The following is a 23,781-nucleotide window of genomic DNA, read 5'->3' as shown; positions in this document are numbered from 1 at the left end:
GGTTGATAATTAAATTTAGTTTTTAAAGCTTACGACGTAGACATAAATCTTCCCTTAGCTTTTTTGGATCCGTAGCGTTCTACCATAAGCACAAAAACATATCCAAACAAAGCAGGCCATAATACCAGTAGAGTAAATTCTCGACCTAAGTTAAACGTTAGCCCTAAACAAATCAGAAATAATCCTAACCGCAAGGTGGAATATTGCTGCTTCCAAAGCCTACTCATAAAACTCACCCAGCTAGCCATTAAAACCGCTGCACCCATTGGTCCCAAAATAGGACCAAAATTAAAAAAACCTTGTCCAATTAATCCAGTTGAAACCGTAGCAAATACCCCAATGTCATTATCAGCACCACCAAATCCCCGTAAGATAGCATAGTCAATTCCAATTAGAGGTTTATTAGGCCAGATTGCTCTAGGAATTATATTAGCTGCTTCTGCGAAATAGCGACCTCCGTAAGTTAATTTTAGGCTTCCTTCTTGGTAAAATTGATTGATATAACATAGTTCTTCTAGCATATTTAATCCCAAGTGCCCTTCTTCCTCTACTTCTTCTTGGAATTGCGGGGCAAAATCTGGATTAAATAATCCTATAAAACCAATGTTACGATAAGTAATAATTAACGTCATCAATTCATTAATAGCCCAAAAAGTAGCCATGCTAATTAATGCCTTTTTCCAAAGTGAATCTCGGGAAAATAACGCATAGCTAAAATAGCCTGGCATAATCACTGCTAGAAGCAGGTTACGGGTTCCAAGAAAAATAAAATAGGGCAGTACAATCACGATAAGTAAAATATTTAAAAATTTAAATATTTTACTCATTGGGAGGGGCAAAAGTACACCAAAGAAGGCACAAACTAGGGTATAAACATAACCAGCAGAGGAAACAATAAATCCACCACCACCACCAGTAGCACTCCTGCCCCACATTTGTATTCCTCGACGACCTAATACCGGAAATAAAGCAGCGGCAATGTTTCCGTTGACACGGCTAACTCCATATGCTAATAAAACTAGCCAAACGAAGGCTAAAACTATTAAAAGTTGTTCAGGATTAAAAGTAGTAAATTTAAAAACAGTATGATATTTATTGATAAATCGGCGAGAAAGGGAAGGGATGAATAGGCGAAAACTTATTAAAAAAATAATAATTTGCCAATAACATTTTTCGAGGATTAATGAATCAAACTGAAGAAAGTTCTCAGGCGTGTAAAATAGTTCTACAAAATACCAGGCTCCAATAGTGGCATACACACCCAGGGCGGGAATACTCCAAGCTCGTTTGTCTCTGACTAAAAACGCTTCAATGACTAAGATAAAAAGTATGCTTGAAGCCATGACATAAATAGGGACAAGGTCTTCGGGAAACCCGACAGAATCAGTCATTAATCAAAACTCTAGCAAAGGGAACAGGGAATAGGGAGTAGGGAATAGGGAGTAGGGAGTAGGGAGTAGGGAGTAGGGAGTAGGGAGTAGGCAAGAGGCAATAGGCATGCTAGCAATAGGCATGCTAGCAAGAGGTAAGAGGCAAGAGGTAAGAGGTAAGAGGTAAGAGGTAAGAGGCAATAGGCATGCTAGCAATAGGCATGCTAGCAAGAGGGAAAAAAGAATGTGTACCTCATAGCTATGAGAAACGCTATATAAATAGGTTATGAAGAATCTTGCTGTGTCTTGATGCAGTCGCTCATGGGGGGAACCCCCAAGACCGCGCTGCATCGCTTTCTCATAACACCAAAAAATCCTCTAAGCTCTTTCATAGTGCTCCCTGCTCACTGCTCCCTGCTCCCTTTTGCCATCAATCCTATGTTCACAACCCAGATACAAACCCTATATGTTGCAGTTTTTGTTGGAGTTGAAGCAAACTAAATTGAGAGAAATTTATTTGATGGTGGGAAAAGCGCTGCAATTGTTGGGGGTGACTAAGACACCATTGCAAGGTTTGAGAAATCGCTTCTCCTGAAACCTCTGGTAAGATCAAGCCATTCTCTTGATCTTTCACCACTTCTCCACAAAATCGGGACACTATCAGGGGTAATTTCCAAGCTTGAGCTTCCAGTTGAGTTAAACCAAAGCCATCGGAAAGGGTAGGGAAGAGAAATACATCCGCTTGTTGATAATACTGGCTGGTGCTACTGCGGGGAACGGAACCAATCCAGCGCACATTTGGCAAGTTTTGTTGGGCTGGGGTGAGGGTAATCCCTAGGGATCCTACAATCTGAAATTCAATGGGTTCCTGTTGTAATAATCTCGCTGCTTCCAGCAGGGGAAAGATACCTTTACGTAGGATAACTTGTCCGAGGAACAGCACTCGCAGGGGACGCTGAGGGGAAAAGTGTTCCGGATAGGTGCGCACAAAGCCTTGAGATGCGGTAGGTGCTTGGTAAGCTAAGGGAACTACGGCAATTTTCTGTGAGGGTACCCCAACTTGTTGTAGGGCTTGGCTAGACCAGGTGGAGTTAACTACAATCCGGTCTGCCAAGTGACATTCTTTTTGCCAGTTAGTCCAATAGTCCGGCGGTGCTGGTTGCCAGGTTGATTGATAATGGGGATATTGGCGGTGGGCTTGGGCAACAATTTTTTCTTCCACAATTCCTGGATCTATTTGTCCGAGGACAGTGCGCCACCCTTGAGCTTTGGCAAATTGTAATAGATCTAAGGCTGCGTAGCTGTAAGTAAAGAGGATGGGAGGTTGATTAAATTTTGGAGCAATTTTTGCCAGATAGTTGACAGCGTTTTGTTGAAACCAGTGATTACGGGCAATAATTTGTTCCCAGCCACGCACTTTTTGCAGACGTTGCTGGATTTCTAGCTGAATTAAGGAATTGGTAAAGGCGTGAGTGGATGCTTGAGCAAGATCTGGGTGGAAGCGATCGCGTAAACTGGTGAGCAGGTTTTTGGGTAGATAGTTGAGGGGAGATTGGGGAGTAATCCAGGCGTCTGTGATTAGGTGAGATAGGTTACCCTGTTGATGTAGGGATCTGGGGATTGCGTAATGTTCTCTTGCTCCGATTTGACAGCAGATCCACTGATGAGATTGTTTAAACACAATTATTGAGGGAAAAAGATTTGTACCTGCAAAGTTTATTGTGATAAATTATTGATAATTAGACTAGAATGATTTCAATTTTGAATTCCAAGCTTCAGCACCTCTTGGAGGAGTCCCAATCCGTTTAAAAGCCTCCATTTGTCTGTATCCCAATCTATTCACTATTTTCTTCAGAAAACTTTTCTGAGTATATTTTTCTAAAGAAAAGCTCCCTAGTAAATCAGAATAGTTAGTTTTGATAAATTTAATTAGCTTTCTGACATGGCTATCAGCACAATCATCAAACAGAATAATTCCGTCCTTTTCAAGTAAAAGTGTGGAATAATAAAAATCTATAAATACGTCTTCAAACAAATGGGATCCGTCAACATAAATCAGATAAAATTTTTCTTTTGATTTTACTAGTTGAGGCAAGCTTAAATAAGAAAAATCTTCAATAAACCTAAATTGTTGACTTAGATTTTCTGCTTTTAACACAGTCAGGGCACTATTTTTCCAAGATTTTTTCTGAAAAGGGTCTATGGCTGTATGCAGAAAGTTGTTATCTTTGTGAATTTCTTGAAGACTTGCCAGAATAGCTAGTGCACTTCCTCCATAAGCTAAGCCGATTTCTAGCGTTTTATGGGGACGTTTAGCGAGAATAATTTCTCGCAGCACCTTGATATTGTTAATACTTGATAAACCTGACACAGGGATAGTGTTGTTATTTTCATCAATACTTTTCCCCGTTGCGATAATGTTATTGAGACTTGGGCAAAATTCTAAATATGATAATTCCATTTTTTTTGATAGTAATTTGAATCTTTCTAGAGCATCTGATTCTGGATTTTTTGTGACCAAATCTCGTAGGCTTGATCAGTTAGATGTGTACCATCTGTTGTCAGTTCTTTTTTTAGTAAACCTTCATCATCAATAAATTCTGACCAAGAATCAATAATTTTAATATTAGATTCTTGAGCAACACGAATCATTTTTCCACGCAGTTTCATAAGAATATCGTTTACTTCAGGTCTTCTTGTGGGAGGTGGAAGAGTCAAAATTAGAGAAGATTGAGTTGAATTGATTAGTTTGCTAAGATCTAATATTGAATCTTCAATAGTTTGACGTTCATCGAGTATAGAAAATGCATCATTTGTACCTGCTGAAACAATAATATATTTGGGTTGGTATATATTGGCTTTTTTAACTTGTGAAATAGTTTGTCGAATGGTGTATCCATTCCCAGCCAGATTCCGGGTTGTAAAATACCCAATGCCAATTTTTGGACCCCAATGTCCCCCTCCAGCTGCTAGTGAGTCACCACAAAATACAGCAGTAGCATTGCGTTGTTCAGAGACCCAATGTGACCATGTTTCTAGGATGGCATTGCGTGGATATTTGTTAATTGCTAAAGTACCTAAAATTGGTGAAAATAAAATAATTACGAGCCAAGGAAATAAAACAAGACCATAGCCGAAAGATTTTTTGGTATTTTTTACAGGAGCCATGGTTGGTAGTATAAGTGATAGTCTAAGTATGGATTTCGCTTCTTAATCAATCGGGCGGGATTACCTGCCACAATCGTGTATGGTTCCACATCTTTAGTAACTACTGATCCTGCACCAATTACCGCACCTTCTCCTATTTTTACTGAAGGTAAAATAATAGCTCGATAAGCAATCCAAACGCGATCGCCAATAATGACATCTCCACCTCGATCCCCAAAACTAGGGGATTGGGGGTCATGCCCTAAGGTTAAAATGGTTGCCTCTGGACCAATAGAAACATCGTTACCAATGTGAATTTGATAATGGCGACCATCCAATAAACAGCCAAAGTTAATTACGTTGCGATCGCCCAAATAGACTTTACGTCCGTTAAGAAAGCGACAGCCCATTTGAACCGATGTTTCCTTTCCTAGCCTGGCTAAATATGCCTTTAGGTAAGCAATGCGGATTTTACGGGAAGGACAGTTACTCAGCCAATGGTTGTAGTGATAGTTGAGAAGACTACCTGCAATAATTTTAGGATTCACTGATTAGGACTTATACGCAGATTTGTTGAAGTTTTTAAAACACTAAGAACAATTTTGGCATTTTCCTGCCAAGAATTATCCCTAAAATACTCTTCCCAGCAAGGTTTGATTGTTGTTCCCAACCATGAATTTAAGCCCTCGACAATCGCAGTTACACTATCAGGATCAACCCACAATCCCAGTTGATATTTTTGCACCATCTCTTTCAAAGGTCCTTCTCCACTGGAAGCTAAGCAAAGTTTACGATGGTGTGTGGCAACGCTTAAAACACCGCTAGCAGAGTGGAATGTCTGATCATAAGTCAATAAAACTAAATCACTCATGTCAAACAAATTGGGAATTTCCCCTGGGGGAATAAAGCCAATCTGCCACCGACAGCGATCTGCTACACCTAATTCCTTAGCTAATTCTTGATAACGACGAGCAAGTTGCTGACTAGAAGACTGTTCTTTTCCCGCGACTACTAAATATACATCAGGGACACGAGCCATTGCCTCAATTACCAGGTCAAGGTTTTTGTTCGGACGAATATGCCCAAAGGACAACATCACCTTAGCTTCTGGAGGTAAGTTGAGGGAGTTGCGCATTTTTTCCCTGGATTGAGTTGCTTTGGATAATTCATAAATACCGTGGGGAATTACAGTTGTGCGCAATTGAGGCATAGGGCTAACTGTATCTAGATCAATGGCTTCATGAACAAATGCCTCCCGCAGAAACGAATAGCCTGCTGCAATAGAGCAACGATGCCACCATTGAGGTCCCAGGACAAAATCTCGCACGGGATCATGGACTACTGCACCGAATACCACTCCCCGATTGGCTAATTGCCTTAGGCGATGGGCCCACAAGGGCGCAAGGTATTCCAGGTAAGAACCCATTAAGACGTGACAAAACCGATGTTCTTCAATAAAACGGGTTAATCTAGCAATATTGCTGAGCAGATTATAGGAAAGATAGCCTGCTTTAATAATCTTGGGCATTCGTTTATGCACCCCAGGACTTGCCGTGGTATCATCCAAAATAGGTACAACCTCATAGGCTTCTCCTCTACCGACGGGATAGTTGGGCGTAGTCAGTAACGTTACCTGTGCGCCAGCAGATACAAGGGCATTAGCTTGATAGTGGGCATAGTCAGCTAGTCCTCCATAGCTAGCAGGAGAATAGTAAAGTAACTTCATTCTTTAGGTCTATATTTTGGCGACAAAAGTTGCTGACAGAAATTTTCTGGTGAGAAGTATTGTTGAGCTTTTGCCCTTTTCCTGAAAGCAAGTTGAGCATACTCATTAAAGTTTTTCCACATAGTTATAACTGCTTGAGTTAATTCTTCTGTGCTCTCATCTTGAATACCAATCCCTACACCAAATTCCCCGATCACCTCTTCTAACCAGCCCCCTTTAGTGTAAATCAGGGGAATTCCTAAACATACCGCCTCAATGGCTACCCGGGAAACACGACCATGGTAAGAACTATTGCGGTAGGGTAAAATCATGCAGTCGGTCTTGCTCAGTAAAGTCTGATAGTCATGGGATTGGAGAGGGCGATCAATTATTGTCACCTGGGGATGTTGGCGCAGTAGGGAACCAGGCTCACAGATACTGCCATCAGGTAAGCTAAAAGGTTCAACCCATTGAATACAGAATTGAACCGGAATGTCTTGCTGTTTAGTCAAGAGTTGCTCAAGGGCTGTTTTGAACATATCAGAACCCTTCTCATATCTCGCAAAACCGTAGCAAGCAAAGGTGGGGGCACTAGATAACTCTTGGCTTGATGATAATCTAAGTGATGGTGGGCTAGATTCTATTAACTGAGGTACAGGATGGGGAAAAAGCTGGAACGGTAAATTAGTTAGTTCCTCAAACTCTCGTTTTGCTCCCTTAGTTTCCACAGCCAAGGTAACTGTTCCTTGTGCCACTAGCTTCTGAAAACGGCGGAGTAGGAAGCCTTGAATTCCCAGGAGAGGAGATGATGGTAAGATTGACTTCTGAGTATTACGATCCCAAATCCCTGGATTGGCCACAAAGAATAGGGTTAAATGCTGAGGTCTTTGAGGATGAAATGTCATAATCATCCACCAAGCTAGCAGATGATGTATCAAAACCGTAGGCACAAAAATATGCTCATAACGGGGCTGTTTCCCTAGTAGAGGCACGAGCACAACTAAACATCGCCAACTATGAAGCAAAAAGCCATAATATCTCTCACCCGGTAACTTTTTTTTATGGTTGTCTAGATATCGAGCGTAACGAAACAGGGGAAAAACTTTTAATTCTTGGCAAATTTCTGGAACGACATCGTGGTGAGCAGCAACTTGTACTTGCCATCCCTGGGCTTCCGCAGCTTGAGTAATGGTTTTAATATACTCAAACCAGTGGGCTTTGAGATCCCTGAGGGCTTCTTCAACAACTAGTAATGATTTTGTCATCTTTTAACCGCGATGCTACCTAAAGTTAAGTGTTTTTGCTTCGTCCAAGCTAAATCCTAATTCTTCAATCAGTAGCTTCTGCTTGAGAGTTAGCCAACCTTGCTGATAGCAATCTGATTAACTGTTGTGACTAAATTTTGTTGCCAATACATGATAGAAAGGAATCGATGCAATCCTAGTACTTCCCTTACCCTGAGTGACAAAGACTTACAACCTTTTCGCTTTGAGCATTCTTTGAGCCATTCCTTAGCGATTTCCATTGCTTCATGAGCAGTTGTGGCGTCATTTTGTAGTCGTGCCTTCAGATAAATATCTGAGTAGAGACGCATGAGACTTTCACAATGTTTTGCGGTTAGCGATCGCTGTTGTTGACTAAGAAAATCTATGTTAGCGGTAGTAATTGCCTTCATAGATTGAAACCATAAAGCCAGAACATCTGGCTGATTTCGGTTGTCTTCAATTTCTTGGCGATAGAGTGCACCAGCGCTAGCAGTATATGCTACCGAGAATGTAGAAGTAAGGCGAAACCAAAAGGCTGTGTCTTCACTCATATAACGGTCAAGCGCTTCAACCCAAATAAATGGTGTATGCAAAATATCTCGCCTAACTATTGCTGAATGCACTGCCCAGGAAGCAAAGGCAATTGCTCCATCAGGAAAGCCAAAAGCTGTTGAATCATAGCCAGCAGGTGCTTTCAAGGTGCGCTGTTGTGGATTTGAATTAGCATATTCTTGCCAATGTCCGGCAATGATAGCTGCGTGAGGATGATCCTCAACAGGCGACAATAAATTTTCTAAATGAGTCGATTCTATAGTGTCGTCAGCATCTAGAAATAAGACCCAGGTTCCTGTTGCATGCCTTAACCCCACGTTGCGAGGTGCTCCAGGCCCACCTGTACGTTTAGGACATGAAATAAGATGGATTCTTGGGTCACAATATTTTTGGACGATTTCTAAGCCGTTATCTGTAGAGTTATTATCTACGACCCACAGTTCCCAATCAGTAATGGTTTGTGCAAGGACAGAATTGATTGCTGCACCTATATAAAGTGCTTTATTATAAAGAGGGACAATAATACTGACATCAGGCATAACTGATTTTCACGAAATCCTTAATTTGTCTGAGAAAGACACTCCAAGCTAACTGTCTTGTTGGCAACAGCATTACGATAGGCGGTTTCAAACCGGGTCACCACCCGAGACCAGATAAACGCTTCTGAAACCTGATCAGCATTTTTACCCAACTGCTCAGCCAGTTGAGGATCATTTAGTAATTGAAGTATGGCATCCTTCAGCTCTATTACATCAAGACCTACCTGATTGCCCTCACCGTAGGCTCTGCCTACTAACAAACCCGCACCCTGTCGCCCCAGTAGTTCCTCGAGAACTGGTAACCGACGGCCAATAACAGGTTTGGCATAACGACCAGCTTCCATATAAACTAAGCCAAATGCCTCCCCTTCAGAGGGAACACACAGCATTGTGCAAGCTGCCAGAGCATCATGCTTATCCTGCTCCGAGCCAAAGCCCAGTTCGAGAACTCCATCCTTTACTTCAAGACACACTTGAGACGGTTGCTCCCCTGGTGTTGGGCCCATGCAAACCAACTTGGCGTCCGGACGCTGAGCCTGCACGAGAGAAAAAGCCTGCTTGAGCAAAGTATAGCCTTTATCTGGTGTTTTTCTGCCCAGAAATAGAACAATGGGTCCTTCAAGAGAGTAGCTCTGCCGGAACCGATTGGCATTGCCGTCCGTTCGATTATCGATACCGTTACCAACGATAAAAAAAGGACCAGATAGACCACAAGACTCTAGAAAGTTACGCTCAAAGTTAGTAATAGCAAACAGACCTTGTGCCTGTTGATAGAGATAGAAGTCAAAGGGTGAATCTCCCCATTGACCTGGATGTACTGTAGGCTGGATTACAAAGGGCACACCTAACTTGCGAGCGGCTGCCGCCGCTGCAAACCCAATCAACTCATGAGCCTGACCAATGTGGTGGATGACGTCAACTCCTCTTAGGGCAGCGATCGCCTGTCGGGCAAATAAAGCCTCAAATAAGACGATGCCTAGGGAGCGAAAACTCGGACGGCCAATGCATTTTGAAACCACCCACATGATGACATTCGCAACTCTGGGATGTCTGAGGACGTTAACTTGTAGACCGCTCACTTTAAGCTCAGAGACGGACTCAGAAAAAAAAAGGTATCCCAGTAAGAAGGGGTGCGCGAAATGGCTCGCGTCACTATTGTGACCTCGTGTCCCCGAGCACGCAATCTATGGGCTAATTTCTCTGCGTGGGCTTGTAGTCCACCGGACTTTGGGTAAAACGTTCTAATAGTTAGACCAATTTTCATAACCAGTAGAAATATACAATAACTTAAGATTATTAAAAAAGATAGCAATCCGACTTGATCGCTTCTAAGTATACTGAGACTGAAGCCACCACTAGGCAGGGCATCAAGTCTGAGAAATTTTCAAATATCAATCTTGGTTGCTACATAGAGCATCGTTTGAGAAGATCTGAACTAATTCGATCAAGCACCTGCGAAAATTGAAACCGGGTTTTGGCCGTTCGACGAGCATTCTGACTGAGATTCGCAAGTAGCCCAGGATGATCAAACAATCGACCCACCTTCTCAGCACAATCCTTCACATCCCCAGGCTGAAATAGTAACCCACTTGTACCATCATCAATGAGTTCTGCCACTCCTCCCGTGCGGGATGCAACAACTGCTAAACCAGCGGTCATTGCCTCTAAAATCACAATGCCCATGGGTTCCTCCCAGACGCTGGGAAATACCAAGATGGAATTTTGGGCATACACTTCTGGCAAAGCTGACCGTTCCATCGAACCTAACCAAACTACTGCATCCCCTAAGCTACATTTAGCAATAAGCTCTTCTAGCCTTGCTCGATAGGTTGGTGAAAGACAAGGACCTGCAAGGGTCAACTTCAGATTCTGTAAGTTATACTGCTTTCGCAATTGTCCCAAAGCTTGAATTAAAACATGAACGCCTTTATGCTCAGCGACCTGACCTACATAGAGTATGCGATTGGGATTGGCAGCAGGAGTTGAGGGTGGCTTAAATAAATCTGTATTAATGCCCCAATCTGTTTTGAGCCAGACCGAAGTATTCAAAGATTTGCCTTCATGGTATTGGCGCAGATAAATAGTCGGGTAATGTATAAAATCTGGAGAAATCATTGCTTGTGCTGGCGGTATACCCATCAGTTTTCCCAATTGAAGCACACATTGACGGCTAAACTGTCGCACCAGATTATTAGCAGGGGTGGTTACATGTCGCGACCAGGCATCTACATTGAGGTCTCGCCAAAAATGGTCAAAAATAAATAAGCCCCAAGAGTAGTGATTGAGCTGCGCGAACTCTACTAAAGACCGGGATAATCCACTGAGATTCCAAAAGTAAACGAGGTGAGGCTGAACTTCCCGCAGTGTAGCGAGGAAAGAACGCTTTGTCACATATTCATGAATCAGTAGTTGCCTGAATCGATCAATCGCTCCAAATTGGGACAAGTTTCGTCCAAACAGGGAAGGTAAAATTCGGAGAATACTATCCTCCTCTTTACATTCTTCCTGCCGATGGGAAGAAGTCAAAACAACGACTTCAAAACCTCGCTCCCGCAATCCTTGAGTAACTTCAGCACAGCCAAGCTCATAACCACCATAAAAGACAGGCGGATAAAAGTTACTGACAATGAGAATACGTGGTTTTTGTTTTTTATTCAAAATCAGCATTAAAAAAGATGATAGTGATTTAATTTTTCATCAGGCTACAGTAGGCTTTTGAACGAGAATTACCCAGGACTTGTTTGCAACCGTTCATTAGGTATTGCCATAGATCAAATTTATAAGGCAGGTATATTCACATTAAAATTCGATCCAGTTGGCGATTTTATATAATATCAAATTAATTTTTAACTACTGAGTTAAGCAATTTGCTAAAAGCCTTAATATCAACAGGCATATCAGTTGGATGTAATGTCTTTTCAGAAACAATAATAGCTTTAAACCTGCTAAATTTATGTCCTAATTGTCTTGCCATTATTAAGTAATGAATTGGTAAATTAGTTGTAATTTCCACCTGACGAATAAGGTAAGTTTTTTTTAGCCAACTTTTGATAGTTGAGTACATACAGGCAATCAAAAATTTTATTGACAATCAACAATTAAGTGCAGCGTTTGCATCAATCCATAACTGATGACGTATAGGTCCAACATAATGCCGGGCTGACCAAGGTTGATTATGAAAAGACTCTATCCAATAAGTGAGACGGTCTTTATCAACGTACACATCTTGTTTTTGAATCGTGTCTCCAACAGTTTTTGCAAGAATTGCTACCAAAGTTTGTTCACTAAAAAGGTGAATTTTATCTTCAGTTAGTGCATATAGAAGCAATTCTTGATAATTATCTATTTCAGATATAAAACGATTAAAAATAGCAAAACCAGCATTTATAAAGGGAGGATACGACATTTCTTCCTGAAGAGCATTGGGAAGCTTAGATAATAACCTTAAATTGTAAGAATTTGTATAATCTTGAGCTGCATAAATTGCTTTTTTTGAGTAACAATTCATTAGCTGGACAACATCACGAAACCATAAAATATCACTATCTGCGTAGAGGACTCGATTCTTATGAGCAATTCTGAGACATGCTGCAAATTTAAAACCAAAGATATGTTTACGACAAAAATCTGCTAACAATGGCCATCCCCGTTCATCATGGAACGCTGCTGTACTGGCGCGATCCAGACAATATATTTTTCCTGGCCAAAAACTAAAAAACTCTTTTACTTCAGACTCAGTCAGTGACTCATCATATGCGATGACTAGATCTGGTAAAGCACGGGTATGTCGAGCAAGTGTTTCGAGGCTTACTTGACTCATCATCAGGTCCTTACGGCAAGTTAAAGTAACATAGCTGAAGTTTGCCTTGGGTTTTTCTGGGATCAATGGAATATTACGAAAAGCTATGCGATATCGACGCCACTCACTGATACGCCATTTTAGATTCGCTGAATTGTTGGGATTAAATATATAGTATGGAAATCTCATATATCTGTGAATAGTTAACGCCTATAGAAGTTAGGTGATAATGGGACGATACTCAGAAAGGTCAGATTGAACCAATAGACTATCCCGATTGCAACAATAGACCTTAATTCCTGCATTAACCAAGTTTTTATTTAAGTCAGGCCAGTGGTCTAACATCGAACCTTTCCATCCATAAACTTCTCCTACGGTAGCATGAACATTTTTTGCCTTAGCCTCTTGATCCCAAGGATTAATCAGTTCTGGATATCGATTTAATTCTGAGTCAAAGAATGTACCACCTCTATTGAGATCTATCCCAATCAATTTGATAACTGGAGCAATCCTGAGAATAGCAAGCACATTCAATAAACAGGTAAGACTTCCCCGACGGTAGAAAATATTTTCATTTAAAGAGTTAGCCCATTTTAAGTTTTCTCCTTTGCTAGTATCTCGAATAAAAAATATGGATAATAAATTAGGATGAACAAATGATTTAAAATAGTTTTCTAAAATAAAAATTGGCAGTTTTTTTTCTGTATTTAACAACTTCAATTCAACTTGTTTAAATGCCTTTTTGCCAATACCAATTGCATCAGCCATAAAGATGAACTGTGGCCAAATACCTATCAGATCCCAGTAAAGGATATATCGATTCATGGCAACTGATGTTTTACTAGAAATATAATTTTTTTCTTCTTGAGTTAAATCCAGCAAACTAGGACCAGAGCCAATAACAAATATTTCGTCATAGATAAAATCATCTGTATTTTTCCTAAAAACTAATGATTCATCTATAGAAGGTGATAATGCACTCGATTTAATTTTTAGAAGATTTAACTCATCTTCAAGTGTTGAAAAATTACTTTTCAAATCAGATATTTGACATATTTCTGACCAAAGTAATCTTTGAACAATAGACCTCAAGCTTGATCTAATAATTCCTTTCATGTATTTCAAGACTATGAAAAAAAATGACTTAATAATATATAGCAGTACGCTTCTAGGTTAGGACAAAGTGTATCAGTTACAAGGGAATAGTTAACGGTTAATAGGGAATAGATAAATATCCTAATTTTTCCCCGTAGTTCTATATTTATAAAATAGCTGTATTCAATCCAAAATATGGTTCTAATTTCTCTAAGCCGAACCAGAATCCCTCTCCATCATTCTTATGTCCTTGCCAAATTTCTGGAATAAAGGAAGCATTAGGCGTAGTCTTTTGCAAATCCTCCGCTAAAGCCGGAAAATCAATCTCACCTTCGCCAATTTGCAATCCTTCACCATCTATCCCTTCTGCATCAGCAATATGTAAATGAGCTGTTAACGGTCCAATTTGCTCAATAAACTCTTTGAAAGACCATTTATGATGATTACAAGCAAGTTTGGAGTGAGAAACATCTAAACAAACTCGATAGCCATATTTATTGCAAAACTCAGCGGTATCTTTTGGGTCTACAAATAAATTATGATAACGTTGACCGCCAAAATGCCAGGGGAAGGGAGGCATGGTTTGAGGAATGATTTCTACACCTTCTGTATCAAGTTCAGATAAACTTTTAACCAGCAATTCGTATAATTCACTCCGTTGAGATTGATGCAACGGTGCGTCTATGGTAAAACCACCAACATTGGTGACGATACAAGGTTGAGTTGCGCGTTTAAAGAAGGGCTTGAGTAGGCGGGTGATATCAATGACTCGTTGCAGTTCTCGGATAGAATGCTGACGGTACTCCTCATTCTGGGAGCATAAATCCAGTAAATGATCTCCAGCAAATAATTCTGGACTGTGAACTACTAAATCCAAATCTAGTGGTTGCTCAAAGTATTGGTAAATATCTTGCTCCAAATCCTTGTAGCTGAGGTGAAACTCTAGTAAATCTGGATTTGTTTTTGCCAAGATATTCTTGAAATCATGGTAACGAACGGGTATACCCCAAGGACGCTGAAACTTGTAATTACGGGCTTGAATTTGCTCTCGTTCTAAATCACTGGGAAAGAAAAAGTCACCCGCTTTAAATCGTCTTCTGGCTAATTGTCCAATTAGTTCGGTTTTGCGGTTTGGTTGCAAACCTTTACCAGGACTTTTGACTTCAATCATTTCTGATGTAATAACTTGTCCTGGTTCCAGGTTGCAGTTTATTACTAAACTTTTAGCTAAAGTCTCGCGGTTGATTAGTTCTCCTTGGCTGAGTCTACGTTTTTTTGCGTTACCCAAAGCCTCTTCTACCTGACGAATACCCCGCACCATTGCTTTAAACTCTTGTGGTAACAAACTTACTTTGTGGTCGTTACCTTCCATCGATTTATCAACGCTAAAGTGTTTCTCAATGACCTTTGCACCTTTAGCAACCGCTGCAATAGCTATGTAAATATCACGTTCGTGACCAGAATAACCAACAGGGCGATCGCTAATTTCTTTGAGACGTTCTAAATAGTTGAGATTTACATCCTTGAAGGGAGCAGGATAGGTAGAATTACAGTGCAGCAGGACGTACATAGCACCCAATCGCTCTAGTAAATTTGCAGCTTCACTAATTTCAGCTTCCGTTGACATACCAGTGGAACAAATTAACGGTTTCCCAGTTTTAGCCAGTGCTGCGAGTAAGTCATGATTTGTCAAGTCAGCTGAAGCTACTTTATAGGCTTGCATTCCATATTCTTCTAAGAATGCCAGACTTTCCAAATCCCAGGGAGTACATAGTGGTAAGATACTACGTTGTTTGCAGTAGTCAAAAGCAGCAAACATTTCCTCTGGAGTGAGTTGAAAGCGAGAAAGTAAATCCAAAGTGTATTGGGAACCTAAATCTTCACTCGCATCATTAGCATTACCAGCATTACGGTAGAGAGCTTTCATACTACGCATCTGGAATTTAGCACAATCAGCCTCTGCTTCTATTGCTAAGTCAATCAGTTTCTTGGCTAATTCCAAACTGCCATTGTGGTTATTACCAATTTCTGCAATTATGAATGCTGGTGATTCTGCATCAATAGTAAAGTTCCCAATTTGAATAACACCAGGTCGCTTTCTTGCAATAGCAACTAAGTGGTGATTTTTATCTATCAGAGGAAGAAATTCGATTTTTTCAGAAAAGTAGGACTTAATCTTTTCTGGTTCGTCTTCAAAATAAGCAAATTTGAAGTTTTTATTAGTAATATTAGAAACAGGCTGGTTTAATTCAATAGTGTTTTGATTTACCAACCACCGCCGAAAGTCGCCATCAGTTAATATACCTTCAACAATACCCGATTCCGTAACCGAGAAAATAACCCGACTTTTGTTGTCGCTAATTTTTTTCAGCGCGTTGATGATACTGTCTTCAGTAAAGACAATATATTGAGCAATATTTTTGTCAATTAGCATCTATTTTAAATAACTACTAGATTTATTCTTTAACTACATAACAAGGGGTCATACAGAAGGGGAATTTTTGAATTTTTATATTTTGGTTAGCAAAATACTCATCAACAGCCTTAGTTTCACCAGGAAAAACTCCATAGTCATCTAAAATTAGAACTCCTCCTTTGACAATTCTTGGGAAAAGACGTTCTAATATTACAACCGCTGGTTCATATATATCTGTATCTAGATTTAATAAGGAGATTTTTAATTCTGGATGCTGTTCTAAGTAATGAGGTACAGTCTGTAGAATATCTCCTTCTATAAGTTCTATATTTTTTCCAAGTCCTTTATTATCTAAAATACTTAATAATTGTTCTTTTGAAATAGATTCTTCTCCAGCGTTGTTGATAAATTTATCTCTGGGAGCTTTATCTTGAGTAAATTGAGTTTCAGGAAATTTACCAAAAGTATCAAAGCCAATTATTTTTTTAGAGTATGGATTTCCAAACAAATCTCTAAAGCTTGCAAATTTAACTAAAGAAGTACCTTTAAAAACTCCACATTCCACTATTGCACCAGGTACGTCTCGAACCATCTTATACAATTCATAGTGAGCTAGTAGTTTACCTATCCTTGTTGGGTCGCAGGATAAATAAAAGTTATTTTCGTATTCAAAAGCACGGTTTAAATCAGGTAATTCAATCATCTATATTCTCCAATTAAATAGAACTATACTTCTTCAAAAGAGACTCTGCTATTTCAAAGTCAGTCAAGGAATCGATTTCCCAACTAGCAGCTTCATTCATGACAAACATAGAAATTTTACCGCCGAGACGATTACTAAATTCTTTGAGAACCCAAGGTTTGAAAATATAAATAGAACCATTTTCAACATACTGTGGATTCATGTCCTGACGGCGCTTTCGATTACAATAATCATAATTAATGGACTTGACTACACCGTTAACTTCTTCCCAAAGAAATCTGTGGGAAGGAGAAACTGACAATAAAGAATCAGCATTTGTACTCTGAATTTTCTTGATAGCATTGTCAATATCTGTACCTGCTCTAATAGGAGAAGTACATTGTAAAAATACAATTAATTCAGGATAAATGCCAATTTTTTCAATCTCATAAGTTGCGTGAATAAGAGCAGATTCAGATGAAGCTTTATCGCTAGCTAATTCCTCAGGACGCTCAATGATTTCGGCTCCATATTCTTTAGAAATTTCTGCAATTTCTGCGTCGTCTGTGGAAACGTAAATTTTGTCAATTAAATTGGATTCTTTGGCATCTAAAATAGAATGAGCGATTAATGGTTTGTCTCCTAATGGGCGTACATTCTTGAAGGGAACGCCTTTAGAACCACCACGAGCGGGAATGATTGCTATTATGTTCACAATAATTTTTCTTGAACTAAAAAATTATATTGTTTTACTCATCAAAAAATGTTAGGTTTTCTTTATTAGTAAACTTTTTTTAATTAAGTAAATAGTTTCTTGCTTCATTATTTTATGAATGATTTTTGAGATAATAGAGCGTATAGAACCAATGTTAAAACGAAACAATCCTAGTGAATAGTTAATTTCAGAAAAATAGAAATATATTAATATTATTAAGTACAATTTTTTGTTTAAATTAGATAGATGCCTTTTGTCTGTTTTTCTATATAATGCTCTAATATTCTCATCTCCTTTAACTAATTCAAAACCAGCTTTTCCTAAAATGAAATTTAAAGTTGATAAGGAAAAGTGATAAAGATGTGCATTTTGAAAAAACCTTAATGGATTGACATAATTTCTATGAATCTTAAATATACCAGGAAGCTCAATATATAAATATCCTCTATCAGTGATTGAATTATATATCTTCTCAAGTTCTTCAAGAGGATTTGGAAAATGTTCAAGAACATGGCAAAGAATTACAAGGTCAGCTTTTCCGTATTTGTCTAAAGATTTTATATCTCCATGTTCTAGAATGAGTCCTATGCTTTTGCCACGATTCAAATATTGACTTCCTAAATCACAACCAAATACCTTACATCCTAAATTTTTGAAAGGGATCAGTACTCCCCCTGCTCCACAACCCACATCAAATACTGTTAAATTTTCATGAAACTTGAAATTTGGCTTTAGGAAATCCATAATTAATCTGCCATGACTTTCTTGTTCCTCAAAAAAATCATCTGGTGCTTGAGAATGGCCAACATAAATAGAACGGTAGTCTTGATCGTAAAATTTTGATAAACTAGACTCATCTAATCTTGGGCTTGTCCGCATTATCCCACAGGATTTACATAAGTATGTTGACACTGACAAACAATAGCGATCACGCTCAGTTAAACAAATACCTTCTGAATCACCACATAGACAAGAAATGCTCTCAAAGGTATATACTCCCTTATTCACTTTTGTCTGAAACTTACCAATAGAATCGTATTGAAATTCAGTAAGGTTTACTTGTGGACTTTCACAAATAAATAACCTACGAAGTAAAATTTTGTTTAGTCTATCAATTATTAGCATGATTCATTAAATCCACATAAACAGTATGTACATCTTCATTTCATAAATAAGATAGATGTCATTCTATATACTCATGAAGCTGAGATTTGACACCAATCTTTTTGCCCTTCTGCAAACTCAGCAATCTCTCTCAACACGTCATAAATACTAGTCTGAGGCTTCCAACCCCAAACATTTGCAGCCTTTGTCGAATCCAACACCATCCAAGCAATGTCAAAAGGCCGTTCCGTATCAGTTTGAACCACCGTATTAGCCCCAAACCGATCTTCACACCAATCAGTTAATTGTCGCAGTGACATACTATTGCTCACCCCACCACTTAAATTCACAGTTCGGGGTTTATTCGTCACCAACGGCTCAGTAAACTGCTTTTCTAACAAAGACACTAAATCTTGAGGATGCAAACAATCCCGTACCTGATAGCCATTACCTCCAAAACCAATATATTTGAGCGCTCGTTTTTCGCGGAAACTATGAATCCAAAAAGCAAAAATCCCCTGTCCTGGATGACCGAATTGTCCAGCACCAGCCATTACTCCACAGCGATTAATCCACACCGGAAAATTAAAAGTTAACCCATATTCCAGAGCCAGTGTTTCTGATGCTAGCTTTGTCGAACCATACAGCGAGACCGGCGGAGCCGTTGAAAACACTTCACTAATACCCTGCTCACTCAATCCCACTGGCCAACTAGACGAGTCAGTTAAACAAGGTCGAAAAGCCCGGTCATGCACCTCTACCTTTAATTGTGCCAATGGTGGAATCGAATATACCCGGCTGGTTGAGAGCAGTATGAAACCTGCATTCCAACGTTTGCACACCTCCAGCAAGTTAATTGTACCACCCAAGTTATGCTCAATCAGTTGACGACTACTCGATTGACCATCGACCCCGGCCAATACACTAGGGTTCGCCGCACAATCAATCACCCAGTCAAAGGGACCATTAGCTTCCAGGTCGCTGGCATTACGAATATCACCATGAACCACCTTCACCCCTTGTTTAGTCAAAATCTCACGATTAAGCCAAGAGCCTGACCGAGATAGGTTATCAATACCCGTAATGGCTAAATCTGCTTTATGGTCAAGTAACGCTTTAGTCAGGGTACTACCCACAAAGCCACAAATTCCTGTAATAAAAAGTTTCATAAAATCCCTTAAACCGTTAAGCTGCCACCTGACTACTCTGCAACTTCCAATAGCGGGCATATAGCAATCCTATCTGATTCGTGAAAGAAATAGGCTGCTTTAAGGCAGAAGGCAGAAGGCAGAAGGGACAGGAGTTGGAGCTAGTTTTTAATAAGTCTAGTGATTTTACAAATGATTTAGGATTGCTATAGCGCTCACCTTGATGCAGAAGCGACTTATGGGTACCCTGCTCCACAACCTCTCCCCGCTCTAGCACCAAAATTTGATCAGCCTCAGCAATGGTCGAAAGTCGGTGTGCCACAAAAATCACTGTTCGTTCTTTCTGGAACTGTTCCAATGCCTGCTGAATCAACTCTTTCTGCTGTTTGAACTTGGCAATTTAGGATGCCATAGTTTACGTTTTAAACTCACTTGCCATTCTCCAGTTAGCAGCCCTTTGGCTAGGTTCCTAGTGATTGCCTTAAGCGTCAGGAGCAAAAGCTGCTTATATAACTTCATTAGCTCTGGCATAGCCATAGTTGCGATTGAACTATTTGGAAAGACTGGATAGTTTCGCTGAATCCCAAATCCTAAGTAGTTGAAAAGGTCTGGACTAGGGTTATCGATAAACCCAGCATTGACCAGATTTTGCTCTCCATGGCCAAGATATTCATCTTTAATTTGCTCGACCTGGAACTGAAAAATATTTCGAACATGATGTCTGTCTTTAAACGGGCGTGCTCGATGAATACCATGCAAATCAAAGATGATGAGGTCGCCCTTCTTTATTTCAAAGGTTCTGATATCCTGCTGATAGTGCGTCTGAACCCAGCGATCGCTGATATAAATCTCATCGTCATACTTTGATGACCAAAGGTGGGAACCCTCAATATACTGAAACGGGCTTAAATTTGGCTCGGAAAGATATATAATAAATACCAGACCTTGCATCTGGTGCTTACCCAAAAACTGACTACCGTACAGCAGATTATTGTCTGTGTGCCAGGGCATATGAAACCCTCGACGGGTCTGACAGAACCTGTGATTTATCAGCTGATATCCTACTTTTAAATAGGCATTACAAACATCTAAAACCTGTTGAGACGTAATCAAATCGTAGGCTCGCTTCGACTTTGCCAGGCAATGGCTCAAAAACTTCTGATTTCCTGAACAAACCACACCTAGGTCATTTTTATTGATCAGAATCTCATCAAAGTCGATTTCTTCTAAGAGCCGGTCAGCCTCTATCTTATCTAATGCACTTTCTGCGAAGTAATAGCCCTTTTCCCTAATAGAGCTGACAATTTCAGCAGTGGAAGTAATATTGAGAGTGTTCCAAGACATAACAATACACCAGAAATGTTGAATCTATTTCACGTCTGTACCTACATTTAGATACCTGACTGGGTGATAAGCAACCTGGTGAACTTGGTAGGGTGTGGGAGAACGGGTGATTATAAAAATGATTATAAAAATACAGGAGCTGAGGCGTTGCTTAATAATGGAATGATTTTAATAGTTTTTAGGTGCGCTTTCCGTTAGCGAATTAAATTCTTAATGGGTCAAGGGCACCGGATATTTTCGGGCGGGCAGGATGCCCCTTACAAGGGTAGGTTTTTTACAAAGGGGCGAGTACGTACTTTTATTGTCTTGATGATTTTTAACGACAATAATGGTACATTTTCTTATACCCCACACCCCACACCTGAGGTGAAAGTTAAAAACCTACCCTGATGAGCGACTCCCGATTCCCGATTCCCGATTCCCGACCCAAATGTAAAAAACCTACCCCTGTGAGCCACTCCCCACTCCCTGATCAATTTTAGGGTCAAGAATGAAACAGCCCTGCCTCAAGCTACTGTTTTAAGCTGCCACCTGGCTACTCTGCAACTGCCAATAGCGTGCATAGCGCTCACCTTGATGCAAAAGCGAGTTATGGGTACCGTGCTCTACAAGCTGTCCCCGCTCTAGCACTAGAATTTGATCAGCCTCAGCAATGGTCGAAAGTCGGTGTGCCACCACAATCACTGTTCGTTCCTTCTGGAACTGTTCCAATGCCTGCTGAATCAACTTCTCTGATTCACTATCTAAGGCACTGGTGGCTTCATCCAAGATTAAAATCTCTGGCTGCTTAATTAATGCCCGTGCCAGAGCCAATCGTTGCCGCTGTCCACCGGAGAGTTTATAGCCCCGCTCACCCACCACCGTTTCGTACCGATCAGGCAACGCTAAAATAAACTTGTGGGCTTGGGCTGCTTTCGCTGCTTCCACCACCTCATCCAAGCTTGCTGAGGGACGACCGTAACGCAAATTTTCTAAAATACTGTCATTAAAAATAAACGTATCTTGACTGACCACCCCGATCTGTTGCCGCCAGTCTTCCAAGCAATAGTCTGCTAGAGGACGACCATTGACTAGAATATGTCCTGCCGTCGGTTGATACAGTCCGATGAACAAATCTATAATCGAAGACTTACCTGCCCCCGACTCCCCGACTAAGGCAGTTACTTGATGTCGGGGCAGAGTAAAGGTGAGATTGTTCAAGGCAAGGTTATCATCGTTAGTATAAGAAAGGCTTACAGACTTAAACTCAATATCTTCCCTTAGCCGTGTAAACGGCTCCGTGCCCGAGTGCTCAAATACCTTATCCCGCTGGTCTAAAATCGTCTCCAACCGTGCCATCCGGGCGCTGTTATCCACAAAAGCTGTAATTGTGTTTGAAGTTGCTCTCAAGCGCCCCGATAACCTTTGCAAGGCCAGCAAAAAGGTCAACAACAGGGGTAGGATTGTCGCCTTACCCCCTTCAAATAGTACTGCGGAAGCCGCCAAAATTCCCAGGGCTACCATGGGCAAAGTCTCTAAAATTGGCTCCGGCAGGTAAAAGACCAATGCCCGCTTTTTTAGTTGTTTCTCGATTTTACCTAATATCTGATTTGCCCCCGTTAGTGTCTGTGGCTGGGTACCAAAGGTATGCAACAACCTCAATGCCTGGATGCTCTGAGTAATATACTTAGCCGACTCCACCTGGCTTGCGGTCACCCGCTTTACCACTCGTCGTAATCGGGGAATCAGCTTGTACTGCACATAAGCCACCGCCAGGATCAGCACCGTTGCCGCCCCTGCCAAGATTGGGGATAGACCCACGATAATAACCAGGTACACCAAGGAGAATGACACACTCACCACCAGATTGTTGAATTGTGTGATATTTTGATCGACTGCGAAAGCCGCATCATTGGTAAAAAGTACTAGGTCACCGACCTTATAGCGGCTGACACAGCCATAGCTAAAGGTCATAATCCGTTCAAACACTTTGCCCGTCACATAGGGCTGTGCTTTGGCCGATAGGTAAGCTGTGGATACCTTATTGAGATAGTTACTCAGACTTAAGCCGATTTGCAGCACCACTGCCCCAAAGATTAATATTAAAAACATTTGCTCTGGTGGCAAAGGCAGAATCTTAGCAAGGATTTGAGCTATTGTGGGATTAGTTGGTGTATCTGTTCCAGGGTCATCAGTCCCGGTTAGATAACCCACGGCCAGATAAATAACACCTAGGGTGCTGCCCTCTAGGACAGCACTGACGAGATTAGTAATCAGGTTCATCCCAATCAGCCACCAGTTTCTCCGGGCTGTCTCCCCGACCAGAACATAGGCTGGCGATCGGAAATTAGGAATAAGTTTTTTGAGTTTTGTCACAATTACTATTAATTAGTCAGCAAATATATAGCGTTTTAAAATCAGATGTGAAACTAGAATTGATGGGAGCAGCGGATCTGGGAAAGAGAGGGGGCGTTGCTTAATAATGGAATGATTTTAAGAGTTTTGTGGAATGGGCATCTTGCCCGTTATCAAGATTTTCCGGGCGTGGAACGGGCATCAGGCGTGGCACAGGCATCAGGCGTGGAACGGGCATCAGGCGTGGAACGGGCATCAGGCGTGGCACAGGCATCAGGCGTGGAACGGGCATCAGGCGTGGAACGGGCATCTTGCCCGTTTCATTTCCCAGGCAGCAACCTAACACTGGCGACCGAGAAAATGAGGGCTCGCCCAAGGGTTGTGCGTTACGGGGCGGACTATCCCAACGCTGGCTACGAGGTGAAAAATAAGGGCAAGTCCGCCCCTAACGCACCCTACTGGCGTGGCACAGCTAAAATAGTGCAATAGAAATAGGATAACTGAGGCGGAAAGTATGGGAAGAGGAAAACGAGACAAGGTGATTCTGAGTCGAGAACAGAGAAAAA

Annotated in this window: 22 protein-coding genes; 1 reads left to right on the top strand and 21 read right to left on the bottom strand. The window is 40.8% G+C overall.

Translation table 11 applies throughout. The features are described 5' to 3' along the window. Positions 1–29: 29 nt before the first annotated feature. The 21 genes from F6K64_RS17425 to F6K64_RS17325 form a co-directional block, all read right to left on the bottom strand. Positions 30–1,391, bottom strand: coding sequence for a hypothetical protein (locus tag F6K64_RS17425; protein ID WP_287265904.1), 1,362 nt, complete (start codon positions 1,389–1,391; stop codon positions 30–32). Between the two features lie 3 nt (positions 1,392–1,394). Continuing rightward, a complete protein-coding gene (locus F6K64_RS17420) occupies positions 1,395–1,721 on the bottom strand; it encodes a hypothetical protein (protein WP_131827257.1) in 327 nt (108 codons plus the stop codon). A 91-nt stretch (positions 1,722–1,812) separates the two neighbouring features. Beyond that, positions 1,813–3,051 carry a glycosyltransferase family 4 protein gene (locus F6K64_RS17415; RefSeq protein WP_009149861.1) on the bottom strand — a complete coding sequence of 413 codons (1,239 nt, stop codon included), beginning with the start codon at positions 3,049–3,051 and terminating at the stop codon, positions 1,813–1,815. A gap of 63 nt (positions 3,052–3,114) precedes the next feature. Next, positions 3,115–3,891 (bottom strand): class I SAM-dependent methyltransferase, encoded by a 777-nt coding sequence (locus F6K64_RS17410; RefSeq protein ID WP_287251265.1) that lies wholly within the window; start codon positions 3,889–3,891, stop codon positions 3,115–3,117. Next, positions 3,858–4,538 (bottom strand): SGNH/GDSL hydrolase family protein, encoded by a 681-nt coding sequence (locus F6K64_RS17405; RefSeq protein ID WP_287251266.1) that lies wholly within the window; start codon positions 4,536–4,538, stop codon positions 3,858–3,860. The genes F6K64_RS17410 and F6K64_RS17405 overlap by 34 nt, the downstream gene beginning before the upstream one ends. Further along, complete coding sequence (locus F6K64_RS17400) at positions 4,526–5,065, bottom strand: acyltransferase (protein ID WP_287251267.1); 540 nt, start codon at positions 5,063–5,065, stop codon at positions 4,526–4,528. Before F6K64_RS17400 ends, F6K64_RS17405 begins: the two co-directional genes overlap by 13 nt. After that, positions 5,062–6,243, bottom strand: coding sequence for a glycosyltransferase family 4 protein (locus F6K64_RS17395; protein WP_287265903.1), 1,182 nt, complete (start codon positions 6,241–6,243; stop codon positions 5,062–5,064). Before F6K64_RS17395 ends, F6K64_RS17400 begins: the two co-directional genes overlap by 4 nt. Then, entirely contained in the window at positions 6,240–7,487 is a 1,248-nt protein-coding gene (locus F6K64_RS17390) for a glycosyltransferase (protein WP_287265901.1), read from the bottom strand. Before F6K64_RS17390 ends, F6K64_RS17395 begins: the two co-directional genes overlap by 4 nt. Positions 7,488–7,576: 89 nt before the next feature. After that, positions 7,577–8,578: a glycosyltransferase family 2 protein gene (locus F6K64_RS17385; protein ID WP_009149843.1), complete on the bottom strand. Its 1,002-nt coding sequence runs from the start codon at positions 8,576–8,578 to the stop codon at positions 7,577–7,579. Between the two features lie 20 nt (positions 8,579–8,598). Continuing rightward, complete coding sequence (locus F6K64_RS17380; protein ID WP_161603183.1) at positions 8,599–9,657, bottom strand: glycosyltransferase family 4 protein; 1,059 nt, start codon at positions 9,655–9,657, stop codon at positions 8,599–8,601. A gap of 325 nt (positions 9,658–9,982) precedes the next feature. Beyond that, positions 9,983–11,245: a glycosyltransferase family 4 protein gene (locus F6K64_RS17375; protein WP_009149839.1), complete on the bottom strand. Its 1,263-nt coding sequence runs from the start codon at positions 11,243–11,245 to the stop codon at positions 9,983–9,985. A gap of 424 nt (positions 11,246–11,669) precedes the next feature. Next, entirely contained in the window at positions 11,670–12,566 is an 897-nt protein-coding gene (locus F6K64_RS17370) for a hypothetical protein (protein WP_009149834.1), read from the bottom strand. 30 nt (positions 12,567–12,596) lie between these two features. After that, positions 12,597–13,502 carry a hypothetical protein gene (locus tag F6K64_RS17365; protein ID WP_143764230.1) on the bottom strand — a complete coding sequence of 302 codons (906 nt, stop codon included), beginning with the start codon at positions 13,500–13,502 and terminating at the stop codon, positions 12,597–12,599. 136 nt (positions 13,503–13,638) lie between these two features. Beyond that, positions 13,639–15,906 carry an N-acetylneuraminate synthase family protein gene (locus F6K64_RS17360; RefSeq protein WP_009149831.1) on the bottom strand — a complete coding sequence of 756 codons (2,268 nt, stop codon included), beginning with the start codon at positions 15,904–15,906 and terminating at the stop codon, positions 13,639–13,641. A 22-nt stretch (positions 15,907–15,928) separates the two neighbouring features. Further along, a complete protein-coding gene (locus F6K64_RS17355; RefSeq protein WP_009149830.1) occupies positions 15,929–16,591 on the bottom strand; it encodes a TylF/MycF/NovP-related O-methyltransferase in 663 nt (220 codons plus the stop codon). Positions 16,592–16,604: 13 nt separating this feature from the next. Next, on the bottom strand, positions 16,605–17,285 hold the full coding sequence (locus tag F6K64_RS17350; protein ID WP_009149829.1) for an acylneuraminate cytidylyltransferase family protein: 681 nt from the start codon (positions 17,283–17,285) through the stop codon (positions 16,605–16,607). A gap of 51 nt (positions 17,286–17,336) precedes the next feature. Then, entirely contained in the window at positions 17,337–18,410 is a 1,074-nt protein-coding gene (locus F6K64_RS17345; RefSeq protein WP_009149828.1) for a class I SAM-dependent methyltransferase, read from the bottom strand. A 71-nt stretch (positions 18,411–18,481) separates the two neighbouring features. Then, positions 18,482–19,558: an NAD-dependent epimerase/dehydratase family protein gene (locus tag F6K64_RS17340; protein WP_009149827.1), complete on the bottom strand. Its 1,077-nt coding sequence runs from the start codon at positions 19,556–19,558 to the stop codon at positions 18,482–18,484. 16 nt (positions 19,559–19,574) lie between these two features. Then, positions 19,575–19,910, bottom strand: a complete 336-nt coding sequence (locus F6K64_RS17335; RefSeq protein ID WP_009149826.1) for a hypothetical protein — start codon at positions 19,908–19,910, stop codon at positions 19,575–19,577. Beyond that, positions 19,907–20,881 (bottom strand): phytanoyl-CoA dioxygenase family protein, encoded by a 975-nt coding sequence (locus tag F6K64_RS17330; RefSeq protein ID WP_009149825.1) that lies wholly within the window; start codon positions 20,879–20,881, stop codon positions 19,907–19,909. The genes F6K64_RS17335 and F6K64_RS17330 overlap by 4 nt, the downstream gene beginning before the upstream one ends. Before the next feature lie 519 nt (positions 20,882–21,400). Then, positions 21,401–23,236, bottom strand: coding sequence for an ABC transporter ATP-binding protein (locus F6K64_RS17325; protein WP_009149824.1), 1,836 nt, complete (start codon positions 23,234–23,236; stop codon positions 21,401–21,403). Between the two features lie 111 nt (positions 23,237–23,347). On the opposite strand from F6K64_RS17325, the gene F6K64_RS17320 reads away from it, so the two are divergent. Continuing rightward, positions 23,348–23,704 (top strand): hypothetical protein, encoded by a 357-nt coding sequence (locus F6K64_RS17320; protein WP_009149823.1) that lies wholly within the window; start codon positions 23,348–23,350, stop codon positions 23,702–23,704. The last annotated feature ends 77 nt before the right edge of the window (positions 23,705–23,781 follow it).

Source organism: Moorena sp. SIO3A2 (assembly GCF_010672265.1).
GTDB lineage: Bacteria > Cyanobacteriota > Cyanobacteriia > Cyanobacteriales > Coleofasciculaceae > Moorena > Moorena producens.
Note: the sequence above shows the minus strand (reverse complement) of the source record. Positions and strands in the feature narration are given on the sequence as shown.